Origin of the sequence: Streptomyces roseolilacinus (genome assembly GCF_014649335.1) — a bacterium.
Lineage (GTDB): Bacteria > Actinomycetota > Actinomycetes > Streptomycetales > Streptomycetaceae > Streptomyces > Streptomyces roseolilacinus.
The window spans coordinates 201640-218184 of sequence record NZ_BMSV01000008.1 but is presented as its reverse complement, the minus strand read 5'-3'; the positions used below and the strand labels follow the sequence as shown (position 1 = coordinate 218184).

General features: G+C 73.1%; 13 protein-coding genes and 2 pseudogenes. 6 read left to right on the top strand and 9 right to left on the bottom strand.

Annotation, left to right across the window (positions count from 1 at the left end):
• The first annotated feature begins 23 nt into the window (after nucleotides 1-23).
• From IE106_RS20785 to IE106_RS20770, 4 genes are all read left to right on the top strand, one after another.
• The gene (locus IE106_RS20785; protein ID WP_189536268.1) at nucleotides 24-1328 is read left to right on the top strand and encodes an ABC transporter substrate-binding protein; all 1305 of its coding nucleotides are present in this window, start codon (nucleotides 24-26) and stop codon (nucleotides 1326-1328) included.
• A 95-nt stretch (nucleotides 1329-1423) separates the two neighbouring features.
• A complete protein-coding gene (locus tag IE106_RS20780) occupies nucleotides 1424-2395 on the top strand; it encodes a carbohydrate ABC transporter permease (RefSeq protein WP_189536267.1) in 972 nt (323 codons plus the stop codon).
• Nucleotides 2392-3228: a carbohydrate ABC transporter permease gene (locus IE106_RS20775; RefSeq protein ID WP_189536265.1), complete on the top strand. Its 837-nt coding sequence runs from the start codon at nucleotides 2392-2394 to the stop codon at nucleotides 3226-3228. The genes IE106_RS20780 and IE106_RS20775 overlap by 4 nt, the downstream gene beginning before the upstream one ends.
• Before the next feature lie 49 nt (nucleotides 3229-3277).
• Complete coding sequence (locus IE106_RS20770; RefSeq protein ID WP_189536263.1) at nucleotides 3278-4693, top strand: GH1 family beta-glucosidase; 1416 nt, start codon at nucleotides 3278-3280, stop codon at nucleotides 4691-4693.
• Here IE106_RS20770 and IE106_RS20765 read toward each other — a convergent pair.
• Nucleotides 4665-5540: an oxygenase MpaB family protein gene (locus tag IE106_RS20765; protein WP_189536261.1), complete on the bottom strand. Its 876-nt coding sequence runs from the start codon at nucleotides 5538-5540 to the stop codon at nucleotides 4665-4667. The genes IE106_RS20770 and IE106_RS20765 overlap by 29 nt on opposite strands.
• Before the next feature lie 233 nt (nucleotides 5541-5773).
• Between IE106_RS20765 and sph the strand changes: the two genes are divergently transcribed.
• Nucleotides 5774-6790: a sphingomyelin phosphodiesterase gene (gene sph / locus IE106_RS20760; RefSeq protein WP_189536259.1), complete on the top strand. Its 1017-nt coding sequence runs from the start codon at nucleotides 5774-5776 to the stop codon at nucleotides 6788-6790.
• Here sph and IE106_RS20755 read toward each other — a convergent pair.
• The 4 genes and pseudogenes from IE106_RS20755 to IE106_RS20740 form a co-directional block, all read right to left on the bottom strand.
• The gene (locus IE106_RS20755; RefSeq protein ID WP_189536256.1) at nucleotides 6763-7557 is read right to left on the bottom strand and encodes a GNAT family N-acetyltransferase; all 795 of its coding nucleotides are present in this window, start codon (nucleotides 7555-7557) and stop codon (nucleotides 6763-6765) included. The two genes, sph and IE106_RS20755, sit on opposite strands and share 28 nt — an antisense overlap.
• A 187-nt stretch (nucleotides 7558-7744) precedes the next feature.
• A pseudogene (locus IE106_RS20750) lies at nucleotides 7745-7936 on the bottom strand (Appr-1-p processing protein); the annotation flags it as partial.
• Between the two features lie 159 nt (nucleotides 7937-8095).
• Nucleotides 8096-8341: pseudogene (locus tag IE106_RS31010) on the bottom strand (hypothetical protein); the annotation flags it as partial.
• Between the two features lie 258 nt (nucleotides 8342-8599).
• A complete protein-coding gene (locus IE106_RS20740; protein ID WP_189536255.1) occupies nucleotides 8600-9244 on the bottom strand; it encodes a hypothetical protein in 645 nt (214 codons plus the stop codon).
• 503 nt (nucleotides 9245-9747) lie between these two features.
• On the opposite strand from IE106_RS20740, the gene IE106_RS20735 reads away from it, so the two are divergent.
• On the top strand, nucleotides 9748-10485 hold the full coding sequence (locus IE106_RS20735) for a MerR family transcriptional regulator (RefSeq protein ID WP_189536253.1): 738 nt from the start codon (nucleotides 9748-9750) through the stop codon (nucleotides 10483-10485).
• A gap of 249 nt (nucleotides 10486-10734) precedes the next feature.
• Here the strand turns inward: IE106_RS20735 and IE106_RS20730 are convergent, their stop codons facing one another.
• From IE106_RS20730 to IE106_RS20715, 4 genes are read right to left on the bottom strand one after another with little or no spacing between them, the layout of a single operon-like run.
• Entirely contained in the window at nucleotides 10735-12906 is a 2172-nt protein-coding gene (locus tag IE106_RS20730) for a 3-hydroxyacyl-CoA dehydrogenase NAD-binding domain-containing protein (protein WP_189536553.1), read from the bottom strand.
• A 45-nt stretch (nucleotides 12907-12951) separates the two neighbouring features.
• The gene (locus IE106_RS20725; protein WP_189536251.1) at nucleotides 12952-14166 is read right to left on the bottom strand and encodes an acetyl-CoA C-acetyltransferase; all 1215 of its coding nucleotides are present in this window, start codon (nucleotides 14164-14166) and stop codon (nucleotides 12952-12954) included.
• A 51-nt stretch (nucleotides 14167-14217) separates the two neighbouring features.
• The gene (locus tag IE106_RS20720) at nucleotides 14218-15360 is read right to left on the bottom strand and encodes an acyl-CoA dehydrogenase family protein (protein ID WP_189536248.1); all 1143 of its coding nucleotides are present in this window, start codon (nucleotides 15358-15360) and stop codon (nucleotides 14218-14220) included.
• Nucleotides 15357-16502, bottom strand: a complete 1146-nt coding sequence (locus IE106_RS20715) for a CaiB/BaiF CoA transferase family protein (RefSeq protein ID WP_189536247.1) — start codon at nucleotides 16500-16502, stop codon at nucleotides 15357-15359. The genes IE106_RS20720 and IE106_RS20715 overlap by 4 nt, the downstream gene beginning before the upstream one ends.
• Between the last annotated feature and the right edge of the window lie 43 nt (nucleotides 16503-16545).

Here is a 16545-nt window from a genome sequence, read left to right as displayed (position 1 = left end):
ATCGAAGCCAAGGGAGGCTTCCCATGCCCATCGCCCGAGCCGCCAGAAGGGCCGCCGTCCGACTCGGTGCGGTCGCGCTCACCGGAGCCCTGCTCGCCGCCTGCGGATCCGGCGCGTCGGACGGTTCGTCCGACGCCGCGGGCGGCAAGGTCACGATCACCGTCGACCTGTTCGGCTCGTTCGGCTACAAGGAGGCCGGGCTGTACGCCGAGTACGAGAGGCTCCACCCCGGCATCACGATCAAGCAGACCGACACCGAGGACGAGCAGGACTACTGGAAGTCCCTGCAGACCCGGCTCGCGGGCGGCGGCGGGCTCGCCGACGTCCAGGGCATCGAGGTCGGGCGCATCGCCTCCGTCACCCAGCAGCAGGCCGACAAGTTCGAGGACCTCGGCAAGTACGGCGCCAAGGACCTCAAGGACCAGTTCGCCGAGGCCAAGTGGTCGGCGGCCACCACCAAGGACGGCCGCGTGCTGGGCCTGGGCACCGACGTCGGCCCGGAGGCCATGTGCTACCGCACCGACCTGTTCGAGCAGGCCGGCCTGCCCACGGACCGCGAGGAGCTCGCCAGGAAGTGGGCCACCTGGGACGGGTACCTGGAGCTCGGCAAGCAGTACAAGGCGAAGGCCCCCGCCAAGAGCGCCTGGCTGGACAGCGTCGGCAGCCTCTACACGATCATGATCGGCCAGGAGGAGGAGCGGTACTACGACGCCTCCGGCAAGCTGGTCTACGAGGAGAACCCGGCCGTCAAGGCCGCCTGGGACGCCGCGACCACGGCCGCCCGCGCGGGGCTGAGCGCCAAGCTCGACCAGTGGTCGCCGCAGTGGAACCAGGCGTTCGCCGCCGGGTCCTTCGCGACCATCCCGTGCCCCGCCTGGATGCTCGGCTACATCAAGGGCCAGGCCGGCGAAGCGGGCAAGGGCAAGTGGGACATCGCCAAGCTGCCCGGCGGCGCCGGCAACTGGGGCGGCTCCTACCTGGCGGTGCCGCGCGCGGCGAAGCACAAGAAGGAGGCGTACGAGCTGATCAAGTGGCTGACGGCGCCCGAGCAGCAGGCCAAGCTCTTCGAGAAGCAGGGCAACTTCCCCTCCTCGACCGGCGCCATCGCCAAGGTCGCCGACGCCAAGGACCCGTACTTCTCCGACGCGCCCATCGGGCGGATCTTCGGTGACGCCGCGAAGGAGGCGCCGGTCCAGATCCTCGGCGTGCACGACAAGAACGTCGCCGACCAGATCACCAACGCGCTGAGCGAGGTGGAGCGCAAGGGCACCGCCCCGGACAAGGCCTGGGCCAACGCGAAGAAGGGCGTCGACAACGTCATGGGGTGACCCAAGGCGCCGGCCCCGCCGGGCGCTGCCCGCCCGGCGGGGCCCTCCCCCTCGTCCCGACCCACCGACCCACCGACCTCCCGAAGGGCCGCACCGTGACCCTGACCGCTCCGGCGGGCACCGCCGCGCCGCCGACCCCGCCCCCCGACGAGGCCGCCCGGCCCTCGGCGGCGCGCCGGGTCTGGGCGACCGTCTCGCCGTACGCCTACATCGCCCCCTTCTTCACCCTCTTCGCCGCCTTCGGGCTCTTCCCGCTCGTGTACACCGCCTTCGTGTCGCTCTACCGGGTCGAGCTGCAGACCCCCGGCGACATGGAGTGGCGCGGACTCGGCAACTACACGGCGCTGTTCGCCGACGAGTTCTTCTGGACCTCGCTGCGCAACACGTTCACCATCGGCGTGCTGTCCACGGTCCCGCAGCTCGTCATGGCGCTGGGCCTGGCGCACCTGCTCAACTACAAGCTGCGCGGGCGGACCTTCTTCCGCACGGCGATGCTCCTGCCGTACGCCACCTCCGTCGCCGCGGCGACGCTCGTCTTCGCGCAGCTCTTCGGCCACGACTTCGGCCTGGTCAACTACGTCCTCGGACTGGTCGGGATCGGCCCGGTGGACTGGCAGACCGGGACGGTCGCCTCGCAGGTCGCCGTCTCGACGATCGTCGTCTGGCGCTGGACCGGCTACAACGCGCTGATCTACCTGGCCGGCATGCAGTCGATCCCGAGCGAGCTGTACGAGGCCGCCGAGATGGACGGGGCCTCCCGCTGGCGGCAGTTCCTGCACGTGACGCTGCCGGGGCTGCGGCCGACCATCGTCTTCACCGTCGTCGTGTCGACGATCGGCGCCACCCAGCTGTTCGGTGAGCCGCTGCTCTACGAGGGCTCCGTCTCCGGCGGCATCTCGCACCAGTACCAGACGCTCGGCCTCTACATGTACGAGCAGGGCTGGGGCTTCTTCCACCTGGGGCGGGCCGCGGCCATCGCCTGGGTGATGTTCCTGCTCATCGTGGTGCTCGTCGGGGCCAACGCCCTGTTCGCGCGCCGCCGTTCCCGCAAGGAGGCCGGTCGATGACCACGCGCGCGGGGCGCACGCTGCACGGCGGCAAGGTCGCGTACGCGATCCTGATCCTCGCCGTCCTCGTCTCGGCCTTCCCGTTCTACTGGACGATCGTCGCCGCCAGCCGGTCCAACGCCGACCTGGCCCAGGTGCCGCCGTCGCTGCTGCCGGGCCCGAACCTGATCCGCAACATCGAGGCGGTGATGGAGGAGGCCGACATCGGCACGGCGCTGGTCAACTCGCTGATCGTGTCCGGGTCCATCACCGTCGGCACCGTGCTGTGCTGCACGCTCGCCGGGTTCGCCTTCGCCAAGCTGCGCTTCCGCGGCCGGGGCGCGCTCCTCGCGGTCACGGTCGGCACGATGATGATCCCGCCGCAGCTCGGGGTGATCCCGCTGTTCATGGTGATCGCCGAGCTGAGTTGGGTGAACCAGCTCCAGTCGGTGATCCTGCCGGGCCTGGTCTCGGCGTTCGGGGTGTTCTTCATGCGGCAGTTCCTGGTGCAGGCCCTGCCGGACGAGCTGATCGAGGCGGCGCGGGTCGATGGGGCGTCGACCGCGCGGATCTTCTGGTCGATCGTGGTGCCGATCGCGCGGCCCGGCATGGCCGTGCTCGGACTGCTGACGTTCATGGCCGCCTGGAACGACTTCTTCTGGCCGATCGTCGCCCTGTCGTCGCAGAACCCGACCGTGCAGGTCGCGCTGCGCCAGCTCGGCGGCGGCTACGTCCACGACCAGTCCGTGATCATGGCGGGCACGCTGCTGGGCACGCTGCCCGTGCTGCTGGTCTTCGGCCTGCTGGGCCGGCAGATCGTCGGCGGCATCATGCAGGGCGCGGTCAAGGGCTGACCCCCGCCCCCCTTCCCCTTCCCCTCCGACTCCCGGGAGTTCCCTCCTCATGACCGCTGTCGACGCACGGCTCCGCCCGGCCGCGGGGCGCGCCTTCCCCGCCGGCTTCCGCTGGGGCACCGCCACCGCCGCCTACCAGATCGAGGGCGCCGCCGCCGAGGACGGCCGGACCCCGTCCATCTGGGACACCTTCAGCCGTACGCCCGGCAAGGTGCGCAACGGCGACACGGGCGACATCGCCGCCGACCACTACCACCGGATGGCCGAGGACGTCGCGCTGATGCGGGACCTCGGCGTCACCGACTACCGCTTCTCCGTCTCCTGGTCCCGCGTGCAGCCCACCGGGAGCGGCCCGGCCTCGCAGAAGGGCCTGGACTTCTACCGCCGGCTGACGGACGAGCTGCGCGGGGCGGGCATCCGCCCGGTCGCCACGCTGTACCACTGGGACCTGCCGCAGGAGCTGGAGACCCCGTCCGCCGACGGCCCCGGCGGCTGGCCGCACCGGGACACGGCCGAGCGGTTCGCCGAGTACGCGGCGCTGACGGCCGGCGCGCTGGGCGACCGGGTCGCCACCTGGACGACGCTGAACGAGCCGTGGTGCGCCGCGTTCCTCGGGTACGCCTCCGGGGTGCACGCCCCCGGCCGTACGGACCCGGCCGCCTCCCTGCGCGCCGCGCACCACTTCAACCTGGCGCACGGCCTCGCGGTACGGGCGCTGCGGGCGGCGCTGCCCGCGTCGGCGGAGGTGTCGCTGACGCTGAACCTGCACGCGGTGCGGCCGCTGACCGGGTCGGACGCGGACCGGGACGCGGCGCGGCGGGTCGACGCGCTCGGCAACCGGGTGTTCCTCGACCCGGTGTTCCACGGGCGGCTGCCCGAGGACCTGGTCGCGGACACGGCGGCGCTGACGGACTGGTCGTTCGTCCGGGACGGCGACCTGGAGGCGGCGTCCGCGCCCGTCGACTCGCTGGGGATCAACTACTACTCCCCCACGGTCGTCGCGGCCGGCACCCACGAGGGGCCGTCGCCCTGGCCGGGCGCCGAGGGGCACGTCCGGTTCGAGCCCGCGCCGGGGCCGCGCACCGCGATGGACTGGCCGGTGGACGCGGACGGGCTGTACGAGCTGCTGACCCGGCTGCGCGACGAGCTGCCGCACGTCCCGCTGGTGATCACCGAGAACGGCGCGGCGTACGACGACTACGCCGATCCGTCCGGCGCCGTCCACGACCCGGAGCGGGTGGCGTACCTGCACCAGCACCTGGCCGCCGTGCACCGGGCCCTCGCGGACGGCGTGGACGTGCGCGGGTACTTCCTGTGGTCGCTGCTGGACAACTTCGAGTGGGCGTACGGCTACGGCAAGCGGTTCGGCATCGTCCACGTCGACTTCGCGTCGCAGCGGCGCACCCCGAAGGACAGCGCCCGCTGGTACGCGGACGTCATCGCGCGGGGCGGCCTGCCCGGCTGAGCCGGTGGGCGCGGCGCGCCTCCCGGGCCCGCGGGAGGTAGCGCAGCCGCTCGGGGAGTGCGGGCACGACGGCCCGCACGACCCGGGCCAGGAGGCGCAGCCTGCGCTCCTGGGCGTCCGACCACTCCAGGCCGATCGCCTCCCGCGCCTCGGGCGGCAGGAACCCCACGGCGACGAAGGCGCGGAAGCGTGCGAAGCGCGGCCACAGCAGGGGCCACAGCGGGCGCAGCAGGAGGCGGAGCGGCAGGGGCCCGCGGTCGGGCGGCGGCAGCGGGACGTCGGTGGCCAGCAGCTCGCGGACGACGGCGGTCGCCTCGACCTCGTCGGCGAGGACCTTGCGGTAGTAGGGCCAGAACTCCTCGACGGTCTGCGGCATGTCGCGGTCGCGGATGCCGAGGATCCGGCCGACCTGGAGCCACTCGGCGTAGAAGCGGCGCTCCTGCTCCTCGGTCATGGGGCGGACGAGGTAGCGGGCCGCGTGGCGGTGGACGGGGAAGCCGGTGGCGTGGACCCAGGCGTAGACCGCCGGGTCCAGGGCGTGGTACGAGCGGCCGTGCGCATCGGTGCCGCGGATCGCGCGGTGCGCCCGGCGCAGGCGCCGGCCCTCCTCGGCGGCGGCCTCTCCCCCGTACACCCACAGCTGCAGGGAGCGCAGGGAGCGCTCGGCGCGGCCCCACGGGTCGGTGCGGAAGACGGAGTGCTCGTCGACGCCCGCGCCGACGGCCGGGTGGGCGACCTGGAGGACGAACGCCGAGGGCAGCATGAGCAGGGCGCGGACGTCGCCCGTGAGGCTCCACAGGACCCCGCCGGGAGGGGGCGGCGCGGGGTGGTCGGGGGCCTCGGTCACGGGAGCTGCTCCGGGGGTGCGGGTGGCGGGCCGGTGTCCGCCGGGTGGACTTCCAGTATGCGAGCGGCGGCGGTGGAGACCGTGGCGGGGTCCGGGGGCTTCGGGCGGCGGTTCTTCGCCGGACCGCCCGATCTCCGCAAGATTTCCTCCATCCGCGATCTACCCGAGAGTAACCGCGGCTGCTTTGATGTGCGGCGCCGAGTCCGACGCCCCACCTCTCCGAGGGAGTTGCCGTGCCCCTTTCCCCGCGTTCCGCGGTCCGCCGCGCGCCGCGCGCCGCCCTGTCCGCCGCGGTGTCCGCCGCGCTCGCCGCGGTGTCGCTGGCCGCCGCGGCGCCGCGGGCGGCGGCCGCCCCCGCCGCGGCCGAGGCGACGCCGAGCCTGAGGGTCCTGACGTACAACGTGTTCCTCTTCAGCCGGTCGCTGTACCCGAACTGGGGGCAGGACCACCGCGCGAGGGCCATCCCGGCGGCGCCGTTCTTCCAGGGCAACGACGTGGTGGTGGTCCAGGAGGCGTTCGACAACTCCTCGTCGGACGCGCTGCTGGGGAACGCGTCCGACCGGTACCCGCACCGGACGCCCGTGATGGGCCGCGGCACGTCCGGCTGGGACGCGACGGGCGGGTCGTACGCGTCGGCCACCCCGGAGGACGGCGGGGTGGCGGTGCTGAGCAGGTGGCCGATCCTGCGCAAGGAGCAGTACGTGTACAAGGACGCGTGCGGCGCGGACTGGTACTCCAACAAGGGCTTCGTGTACGTGGTGCTGGACGTGAACGGCACGCGGGTGCACGTGGTGGGCACGCACGCCCAGTCGACCGACCCCGGCTGCGCGGCGGGCGAGGCGGCGCAGGTGCGCGCGCGGCAGTTCCGGGCGATGGACGCCTTCCTGGACGGCAAGCACATCCCGTCGTCGGAGCAGGTGATCGTGGCCGGCGACCTCAACGTCGACTCGCGGACGCCGGAGTACGCGACGATGCTCGCCGACGCGGGCCTGGCCGACGCGGACGCGCGCACCGGCCACGCGTACTCCTTCGACACGGCGGAGAACTCCATCGCCGCGGAGCGCTACCCGGACGACCCGCGCGAGGACCTCGACCACGTCCTGCACCGCGCCGGGCACGTCCGCCCGGCCGGCTGGACGAACCTGGTGGTCAAGGAGCAGAGCGCCCCCTGGAAGGTGTCGAGCTGGGGCCGGGAGTACACGTACACCAACCTGTCGGACCACTACCCGGTCGTGGCGTCCGGGCGGTAGTCGTACGGGGTCGTGGTGGACAGCACCGTGAAGCCGAGGCGGGCGAGGACGGGGCGGCTGTCGTCGGACGCGTCGACCTGGAGCCAGGGGTGGCCGCGGTCGGCGGCGATCCGGGCCCGGTGGGCGACGAGGGCGCGGTAGAGGCCCCTGCCCCGCCACTCCGGCACGGTGCCGCCGCCCCACAACCCGGCGAATCCCGTGCCGGGCGCCGTCTCCATGCGCGCCGAGCTGACCGGCCGGCCGTCCGCCACGGCGACGACGGCGACGACCGTGCCGGCCTGCTCGGCGAGCTGCCCGAGCAGCCGCCGCCGCAGGCGGGTGCCGTCCGTGCCGAACGCCCGGTCGTGGACGTCCACCAGGAGGTCCACCCCGGTGGCGTCCGTCACCGGGACCAGGTCCACCCCGGCGGGGAGCGCGGCGGGGACGGCGGCGATCCGGGCCGTCTCGGCGACCATCAGCGCCTCGCGCTGCCCGGGGGCGAAGCCGGCGGCACGCAGCCGGTCACCCAGGTCCCCCGGCTCGTCGTGCTCGTACAGCTTCCACTCGAACTCCCGGCCCAGGGAGGTGAAGTGGCGGACCTGCTCCTCGATCGCGCGGTCCGCCGAGGAGGCCGTGAGGCCGCTCCACAGCACGCCGTTCCACGCCTCCGCCGGGCCGGTCTGCCGCACGACGCCCCCGACCCGCTCGATCCGGCACCCGGGCCCGTCCGGCCGGGCCTCCCGCCGTACCCGCCGGTCGAACAGGGCCAGTACCTCCGCGTCGTCCATGCGGGCACTCGACCACCTCGGCGCGGCGGACGGCAAAGGGTTTTCGGCCCCGCCCCCGTGCGGGCGCCCCAGACCCCCGCCTGAACACCCCTCCCCCTGCCTCCGCCCTCCTCCCCTCCCCTGCTCCTCTCCTCCCGGCCGCTCGGGCCGTCGGTCCGCGCCGGCAGGGAGGCCGGCCGGCTCAGCCGTCGTGGTCCTGGACCGTCACCGGGACGCCGCCGCTGCCCGTGCGCACGCCCCGCCGGCCCACCATGTCGGCGACCCACGGGTACGGGCCCACCCGCACGTCCTGCACGGCGCCGAGGCCGAAGTCGTTGCGGGCGCGCTCGCGGTGCCGGCGGCGGTAGGCGGCCTCCGGCTCGGGCCACCGGCGCGACAGGGCGCAGGTGGTCCTTGCGTGAACCGCCGCCTCCTCGCCGCCGAGCGCCGGTCAGTACGCGGAGGGCCAGCCGCCGCTCCACTCGAGCAGGTTGAGGCCGAGCTTGGGAGCACCGCCGTCCCTGCCGTCGTAGTAGTGGTAGACGAGCAGGTCCTTTCCGCCGTCGGGCGCCCGCAGCATGGTCGGGTCGTGGACGACGACGTCGCCGGTGACCCTCCCGGGGCCCGGGTAGGCCGACGCGCTCGACGGCACCGCCGCGGCCTTCGGCTCCATGTCCTGTCCGAACACCCCGAAAGCCGTGCCGTAGGCCACGGCCCCTGCGGCGGCCAGCGCCAGCGGGATTCCCGAGAACAGGGCCGTCCTCCTGCGATGCCGCGCCTTACCGTGGCCGGGCCGCTCAGCCATGCGTGTCTTCCCGATCTGTACGTACGTGGGGGGCGCCCGTGAGGAACGGGCTGCTCCTCAGTCGCCGCAGACTCGAGAAGGGTTGCCACCCCGCCGAAAACGCCTGCCTCCAGCCGCTGCCCCAGGGCACGGGGAGACGGCCGGCCCCCAGCTGCCCGGCGCGCTCCTCCCGCCGGTCCCGGTGATTCAGAGGCACTCATGGAGTGGGATGAGGTGCAGCGCGGTGTTCCAGTCCTGCTTGCGCCGCAGGCCAGGGCCTCAGGCGGCGGATGGATCGGGGTGGCCGGGCAACTGCTGCCCCGGGCGCAGGAATCGCTGGCCGCCCTGTTCGTCGCGCACCGCGAGGTACCCGGCGTCCGTCAGCCGCTGTGCGATCTTCCCGCGGCGGGTCGCGCCCACCGTGAACGCCACGGTGAAGAGCAGCGCGACCGCCCCGCCGGAGGCGACTGCTTCGACCGGCGACCCGTCGACAAGCAGGAGGGCGGTCAGGACCGCGCAGGCGAGGTAGCCCATCACCTTCTGTCTCCGGTCGGCTACGTAAAGGGCCATGACGTCGAAGGTGATGAGGTCCTTCAGCACGGCCACGGCAGCGACCGCTTCGGGGAGCGGCTTCAGCGAGCCTTGCTCCAGCCCCGGCACCGTCCCGCGGTTGCCCGCCTGCGGATGGGCGGTGATGGTGGCCGCCTCGCGGACGCGGGCGGCGGGCCGCGGGTCCCGGTACATCCGGACCTGGATGAGCGAGTTCTTGAACCCGGTCCTGTACGCCATGCCGTACGTGTAGCCGTACTGCTCCGCCACGTGCGCCAGGGCGGCCGCCTTCGGCGTGGAGCCCTGAGGGGCGATCTCGACGGTGTCCTGCTGCCGGGCGATCTGCTGGAGCATCCCCGCTATGTGACGTTCCACCGACATCCTCTTCCCCGCCCCCTTGGGGCCCCGCGCCCGGGGCCGACCGGCACACACCCTAAAGCGTGTTGCACAAGGTTGTGATCAGGCAGGTCGGAGCAGGATCGTCGACAAGCCCACCGGCCGCGCGGAGCGCAAGCTTCCCCAGCTGGGGGCACAGGCCGCGTCAACACGTGCCGGCCGCCGTGGCTCGCTCTGGTCGACGGCACTGGCAGCGCGGTGGAGACCTGTGGGGGTGCGGCGAGGCACACGCGCGCCTGACCGGTCGGCGCACCCGCCGTCATAACGGGATGCCGTCGGCTGAGGTTCGTGCCACGACCGTGCCGGACGCAGGGGTCAGCCACGGCCGACAACGGCGCCCCGCGGCCGAGTGCCCATCCCCTTCCCCGGACGGCGAAGCAGCAGCTCATCAGCCCGCAGATCACCCCGCCTCTCCTTCACAGCGGTGGTGGGACAGCAATACTGTTGCAGCAGTGCGACACCACAGTGGAAACGAGGCCCCCTTGGCGACCGAGACGCAGCAGTCGGCGTTCACCGTGGACGAGCTCGCCGCGCGCGCGGGCGTCACCGTCCGCACCATCCGCTTCTACAGCACGCGCGGGCTGCTGCCGCCGCCCGTCATCGGCCCCCGCCGGGTCGGCCGGTACGGGGCCGAGCACCTGGCGCGGCTGGCGCTCATCGAGGAGCTCCAGCACCAGGGCATGACCCTCGCGGCGATCGAGCGGTACCTGGAGCAGCTCCCCGCGGACGTGGACGCCCACGGCCTGGCCATCCATCGGGCCCTGGTGGCCACCTGGTCGCCGGACGCCGCGGAGCACCTGACGCGGGCCGAGCTGGAGCGGCGGGCCGGACGGGAGCTGACCGACGCGGACATGGACCTGCTCACCGCGATGGACGTGCTCACCGGCCCGGACGAGGAGGGGCTCCTCCGCGTCGACCTCGGGCTCCTGCGGCTCGGGCTGCAGCTGCTCGACGTGCCGATCCCGCACGCCACGATCGTGGCCGCCCGCGAGGTGCTGGTCGAGCACACCCGCGACGCGGCCCAGGAGCTGACCCGGCTGTTCCGGGACGAGGTGTGGAACCCGTACCGGGAGCGGGAGGCGGACCCGGAGGACCCGCAGCACGTCAGGGCGATGAAGTCCCTGTCCGCGCACATGCAGCCCCTGGTGGTGCAGGCCCTGGTCACCGCCTTCCAACGGTCCCTGACCGACGAACTGCGGGCCGCCTTCCGCGTCCCCTAGGCACACTCCCCTCTCCGGGGACGCCCCCCCTGTAGCGCTCGTGGAGCCGAAGGGGGACGCCCGCCGTGGAGCCGAAGGCACGCGGATGTCGGGAGGGGGCGGGTGCCCCCCTGTAGCGCTCGTGGAGCCGAAGGGGCGCGCGGGTGTCGGGAAGACGAGCGCGCGCAGGCCCCGAGGTACGAGGGGCCGAGCACGGTCGACTTCCCGACACCCGCACACAGCGCCCCGGAGGCGGAACGAGCCCAAAAATCAGTCCTTGAAGACCTCGCCCCGCTCGGCCTTCTCCACCAGCAGGGCCGGCGGCTCGAACCGCTCGCCGTAGCGTTCGGCCAGTTCGCGTGCCCGTGCGACGAAGCCGGGCAGTCCGCCCCGGTAGCCGTTGGCGTACTGGAGCACGCCACCGGTCCAGGCGGGGAAGCCGATGCCCATCACGGAGCCGATGTTGGCGTCGGCGACGGAGGTGAGGACGCCCTCCTCCAGGCAGCGGATCGAGTCGAGTGCCTCGGAGAACAGCATCCGTTCCTGCATGTCCTCGAACGGGACGTCCGCGTCCGGCCGGGTGAAGTGTTCCCGCAGGCCCGGCCAGAGGCCGGTGCGCCGGCCGTTCTCGTCGTAGTCGTAGAAGCCCGCGCCACCGCTGCGGCCGGGCCGGTCGAACTCGTCGACCATCCGGTCGATGACGGCCTCCGCGGGGTGCGTGCGCCAGGTGCCGCCCGCCTCCTGCACCGCGCGCCGCGTCTCGTCGCGGATCCTGCGGGGCAGGGTCAGGGTCAGTTCGTCCATCAGGGACAGCACCTTCGCCGGGTATCCCGCCTGGCCCGCGGCCTGCTCGACGGACGCGGGCTCGACGCCCTCGCCGACCATGGCGACGCCTTCGTTGATGAACTGGCCGATGACGCGTGAGGTGAAGAAGCCGCGCGAGTCGTTGACGACGATGGGCGTCTTGTGGATCTGCCGGACGAGGTCGAAGGCTCGGGCCAGTGCCTCCTCGCCGGTCCGCTCGCCCTTGACGATCTCGACGAGCGGCATCTTGTCGACGGGTGAGAAGAAGTGCAGGCCGATGAAGTCCGCCTGCCGTTCCACGCCTTCGGCGAGGGCGGTGATCGGCAGGGTCGAGGTGTTGGAGCACAGCAGGGCGTCGGGCGCGACGACGCCCTGGACCTCCTGGAACACCTTGTGCTTGAGCGCGGTGTCCTCGAAGACGGCCTCGATGACGGCGTCGCAGCCGGCGAGGTCGGCCGCGTCGGCGGTGGGCCGGATCCGGGCCAGCAGCGCGTCGGCCTTCTCCCGGGTGGTGCGGCCCCGCTCCACCGCCTTGGCGCACAGCTTCTCGGAGTACGCCCGGCCCTTGGCCGCGGCCTCCTCGGAGACGTCCTTGAGGACGACCTCGACACCGGCCTTCGCGCAGGCGTACGCGATGCCGGCGCCCATCATGCCGGCGCCGAGGACGGCGACCTTGCGGACGGTGCGCGGTTCCACTCCCCGGGGGCGGCTGCGGCCGGCGTTGACGGCCTGGAGGTCGAAGAAGAACGCCTGGATCATGTTCTTGGCGGTCTGGCCGGTGACCAGTTCGGTGAAGTAGCGGGCCTCGACGACCTGCGCCGTCTCGAAGTCGACCTGGGACCCCTCGACGGCCGCCGCGAGGATGTTGCGCGGGGCGGGGAAGGGGGCGCCGTTCAGCTGCTTCTTCAGGTTGGCGGGGAAGGCCGGCAGGTTCGCGGCGAACCGGGGGTGCGCGGGCGTCCCGCCGGGGATCTTGTAGCCGGGTTCGTCCCAGGGCTGGCGGGACTCGGGGTGCGCGTCGATGAACGCGCGGGCCTTGGCGATCATCTCCTCGGGCGTCTCGGCGACCTCGTGGACCAGGCCGTTCTCCAGGGCGCGCCGTGGCGGGTACTGCGTGCCTTGGAGGAGCACCTTCAGCAGGGCGTCCGTGACGCCCATGAGCCGTACGGCGCGGGTGACGCCGCCGCCTCCGGGGAGCAGGCCGAGCGTGACCTCGGGCAGGCCGATCCTCGAACCGGGCGCGTCGAGGGCGATCCGGTGGTGGGAGGCGAGGGCGATCTCGTACCCGCCGCCAAGCGCGGCGCCGTTGATCGCGGCCACCACGGGCTTGCCGAGGGTCTCGATGCGGCGCAGGGAGCGCTTGACGTCGCAGGACGCGTCGAAGACCCGCTGGGCGTCGGCCGGGCCGGCCTTCATCATGTCCTTGAGGTCGCCGCCCGCGAAGAAGGTCTTCTTGGCGGAGGTGTAGACGATGCCGCGGATGGAGTCCCTCTCCGCCTCCGCCCGGTCGGCGATCGCGGCGATCGAGGTGCGGAACGCCTCGTTCATGGTGTTGGCGGACTGGTCGGGGTCGTCGAGGACGAGGGTGACGACGCCGGTCTCGTCCTGCTCCCAGCGGATGGTGGAACGCGTCGGCATGGCGGTCATGGGTGCTTCTTCCGTGACGGGGGTCGGACGGGGCGGTCAGAGACGCTCGACGATGGTGGCGATGCCCATGCCGCCGCCGACGCAGAGGGTCGCGAGGCCGTACCGCTTGTCCTGGCGCTCCAGTTCGTCGACGAGGGTGCCCAGGATCATCGCGCCGGTGGCGCCGAGGGGGTGGCCGAGCGCGATGGCGCCGCCGTTGACGTTGGTCTTGTCGAGGGGCAGCCCCATGTCCCGGGCGTAGCGCAGGACCACCGCGGCGAACGCCTCGTTGATCTCGACGAGGTCGATGTCGTCGATGGTGAGTCCGGCCTTGGCGAGCGCCTTGCGGCTGGCGGGGGCGGGGCCGGTGAGCATGATGGTGGGTTCGGAGCCGGAGACGGCGGCGGAGACGATGCGGGCGCGCGGCGTCAGCCCGTACCGTTCGCCGACCTCGCGGGAGCCGATGGCGACGAGGGCGGCGCCGTCGACGATGCCGGAGGAGTTGCCGGCGTGGTGGACGTGGTCGATCTTCTCGATCCAGTGGTACTTCTGCAGGGCGACGGCGTCGAAGCCGCCCATCTCCCCGATGCCGGCGAAGGACGGCTTGAGCGCGGCGAGGCTGTCGGCGGTGGTGCCGGGGCGCAGGTGCTCGTCGTGGTCGAGGACGACGAGGCCGTTGCGGTCCTTGACGGGGACGACGGACCGGTCGAAGCGGCCTTCCTTCCAGGCGGTCGCGGCGCGTTCCTGGGAGAGCGCCGCGTACTCGTCGACGTCGCGCCGGGAGAAGCCCTCCACGGTGGCGATGAGGTCGGCGCTGATGCCCTGGGGGACGAAGCGGGTGTCGTGGTTGGTCATCGGGTCGGACATCCAGGCGCCGCCGTCGGAGCCCATCGGCACGCGGGACATCGACTCGACGCCGCCGGCGAGGACGAGGTCCTCCCAGCCGGAGCGGACCTTCATGGCGGCGGTGTTGACCGCGTCCAGCCCGGAGGCGCAGTAGCGGTTCGACTGGACGCCGGCGACGGTGTCGGGCAGTCCGGCGGCGATGGCCGCGATCTTGGCGATGTCGGAGCCCTGGTCGCCGAGCGGGGAGACGACGCCGAGGACGATGTCGTCGACGGCGGCGGGGTCGAGTCCGGGGAGGCGGTCGCGCAGCTCGTGGATCAGGCCGACGACGAGGTCGATGGGTTTGGTGCCGTGGAGGGAGCCGTTGGCCTTGCCGCGCCCGCGCGGGGTGCGGATCGCTTCGTACACGTACGCTTCGGTGGTCACTGGTCGGGCCTTTCGCGTCGCGGGAGGGGTCGCTTCGACGTCCGGGGTGGGTCAGCCGAGCAGCGAACGGCCGATGATCTCCTTCATGATCTCGGTCGTGCCGCCGTAGATGGTCTGGATCCGCCCGTCGGTGAACGCCCGGGCGACCGGGTACTCGCTCATGTAGCCGTACCCGCCGTGGAGCTGGAGGCACCGGTCGGCGACCCGCTTCTGGAGCTCGGTCGCCCACCACTTGGCCATGGAGGCGTGGACGGCGTCGAGCCCGCCGTCCACGTGGTCCTCGATGCAGCGGTCGAGGAACGCGCGGGTGACGGCGCACTCGGTGGCCATCTCGGCGATCTCGAAGCGGACGTGCTGGAGCCTGGCGAGGGGCCGGCCGAACGCCTCGCGCTCCTTGACGTACGCGGTGGTGATCTCCAGGAGGTGTTCGGCGCCCGCCGCGGCGGCGACGGCGATGGCCAGGCGCTCCTGGGCGAGGTGGGTCATCAGGTGGACGAAGGCGCCGTCGACCTCGCCGAGCAGGTTCTCCTTGGGAACGCGGACGTCGTGGAAGAACAGCTCGGCGGTGTCCTGGGCCTTCTGGCCGATCTTGTCGAGGTTGCGGCCGCGTTCGAAGCCGGGCATGCCGCGTTCGACGACGAGGAGGGACAGGCCGTGGGCGCCGCCCTCGGGGGTGGTCTTCGCGACGACCACGACGAGGTCGGCGAGGATGCCGTTGGAGATGAACGTCTTGGAGCCGTTGAGCAGCCAGTGGTCGCCGCGGTCCTCGGCGGTGGTGCGGATGCCCTGGAGGTCGGATCCGGCGCCGGGCTCGGTCATGGCGATGGCGGTGACGGTCTCGCCGGTGCAGAAGCCGGGCAGCCAGCGGCGCTTCTGCTCGTCGGTGCCGAGGTCGGTCAGGTACGGGCCGATGATGTCGTTGTGCAGGCCGATGGCGAGGCCGGGGGCGCCGGCGCGGGTGAACTCCTCGGCGAGGACGGCGCCGTAGCGGAAGTCGGGGTTGCCCCCGCCCCCGTACTCCTCGGGGACGGCGAGGCCGAGGAGGCCCTGCCGGCCGGCGGCGAGCCAGGCCTCGCGCGCGACGACGCCGTCCTTCTCCCACCGGTCGTAGTGCGGCAGGACCTCCTTGGCGAGGAAGGTGCGGACGGTGTCGCGGAACGCGTCGTGCTCGGCGTCGAAGATCCGGCGCTTCAACTCGGCCTCCTGTCGGCGGGGTGGATGCTCGGTACGTCCCAGTCGCGGGCGACCTCGTCGGCGTCGGCGCCCGGCCGGGCGGGCGGGCGGCGCACGGAGCCCGGGGTCGCGGAGAAGCGGGGCGCGGGCGCGGGCTGGGTGAGTCCGCCGTGCGCGGTGAAGGTGGAGCGGGCGGCGAGGTGCGGGTGGCCGGGGGCCTCGCGCAGCGACAGGACGGGGGCGACGCAGGCGTCGGTGTCCTCGAACAGGGCGGTCCACTCGGCGCGGTCGCGGGTGCGGAACCGGGCGGCGACGGCGGTGCGCAGCTCGTCCCAGCGGGCGGGGTCGTGGCGGGCGGCGGCGGTGTGCTCGTCGAGTCCGAGGAGGCGGGTGAACTCGTCGTAGAACCGCTGTTCCAGCGCGCCGACCGCCATGTGGCCGCCGTCGGAGGTCTCGTACGTGCCGTAGAAGGGGCAGCCGCCGTCGAGGAGGTTGGTGCCGCGCCGGTCCTGCCAGGCGCCGGCCGCGAGCATGCCGTGGATCATCGTGGCGAGGTGGACGGCGCCGTCCGTGATCGCGGCGTCGACGACCTGTCCGGTGCCGCCCTCCGCGCGGGCGTGGTGCAGTGCCGCGAGGACGCCGACGACGAGGTAGAGGGAGCCGCCCGCGTAGTCGCCCAGCAGGTTGGCGGGGACGGCCGGCGGCCCGCCGGGCGCGCCGATCATGGACAGGGTGCCGGTGACGGCGAGGTACGTGATGTCGTGGCCGGCGCGGTGGGCGAGCGGCCCTTCCTGGCCCCAGCCGGTCATCCGCCCGTACACCAGCCTCGGGTTGCGGGCGAGGCACGCGCGGGGGCCGACGCCGAGGCGTTCGGCGACGCCGGGGCGGTAGCCCTCGATGAGGACGTCGGCGCGTTCGACGAGGTCGAGTACGGCCGCGGGCCCGTCGTCGGCCTTGAGGTCGACGAGGACGGAGCGCTTGTTGCGGTTGGTGAGGTCGTACGCGGGGTCGATGCCGAGGCCGGCGCCGCCGGGCCGGTCGACGCGGACGACGTCGGCGCCGAGGTCGGCGAGGAGCATGGCCGCGTACGGGCCGGGGCCGATGCCGGCCAGCTCGACCACGCGCACTCCGCGGAGCGGGCCGGTGCCCGTCGTCGCCGTCATCCGGCCCCCTCGCCACTCCACTGTGACACTTCCGCTGTGACAG

Excerpts from the sequence above, each read along its gene's own strand:
- IE106_RS20770 (WP_189536263.1), top strand. The coding sequence starts at position 3,278 with ATGACCGCTGTCGACGCACGGCTCCGCCCGGCCGCGGGGCGCGCCTTC.
- IE106_RS20785 (WP_189536268.1), top strand. The coding sequence starts at position 24 with ATGCCCATCGCCCGAGCCGCCAGAAGGGCCGCCGTCCGACTCGGTGCG.
- IE106_RS20715 (WP_189536247.1), bottom strand. The coding sequence starts at position 16,502 with ATGACGGCGACGACGGGCACCGGCCCGCTCCGCGGAGTGCGCGTGGTC.
- IE106_RS20775 (WP_189536265.1), top strand. The coding sequence starts at position 2,392 with ATGACCACGCGCGCGGGGCGCACGCTGCACGGCGGCAAGGTCGCGTAC.
- IE106_RS20730 (WP_189536553.1), bottom strand. The coding sequence starts at position 12,906 with ATGCCGACGCGTTCCACCATCCGCTGGGAGCAGGACGAGACCGGCGTC.
- IE106_RS20755 (WP_189536256.1), bottom strand. The coding sequence starts at position 7,557 with ATGGACGACGCGGAGGTACTGGCCCTGTTCGACCGGCGGGTACGGCGG.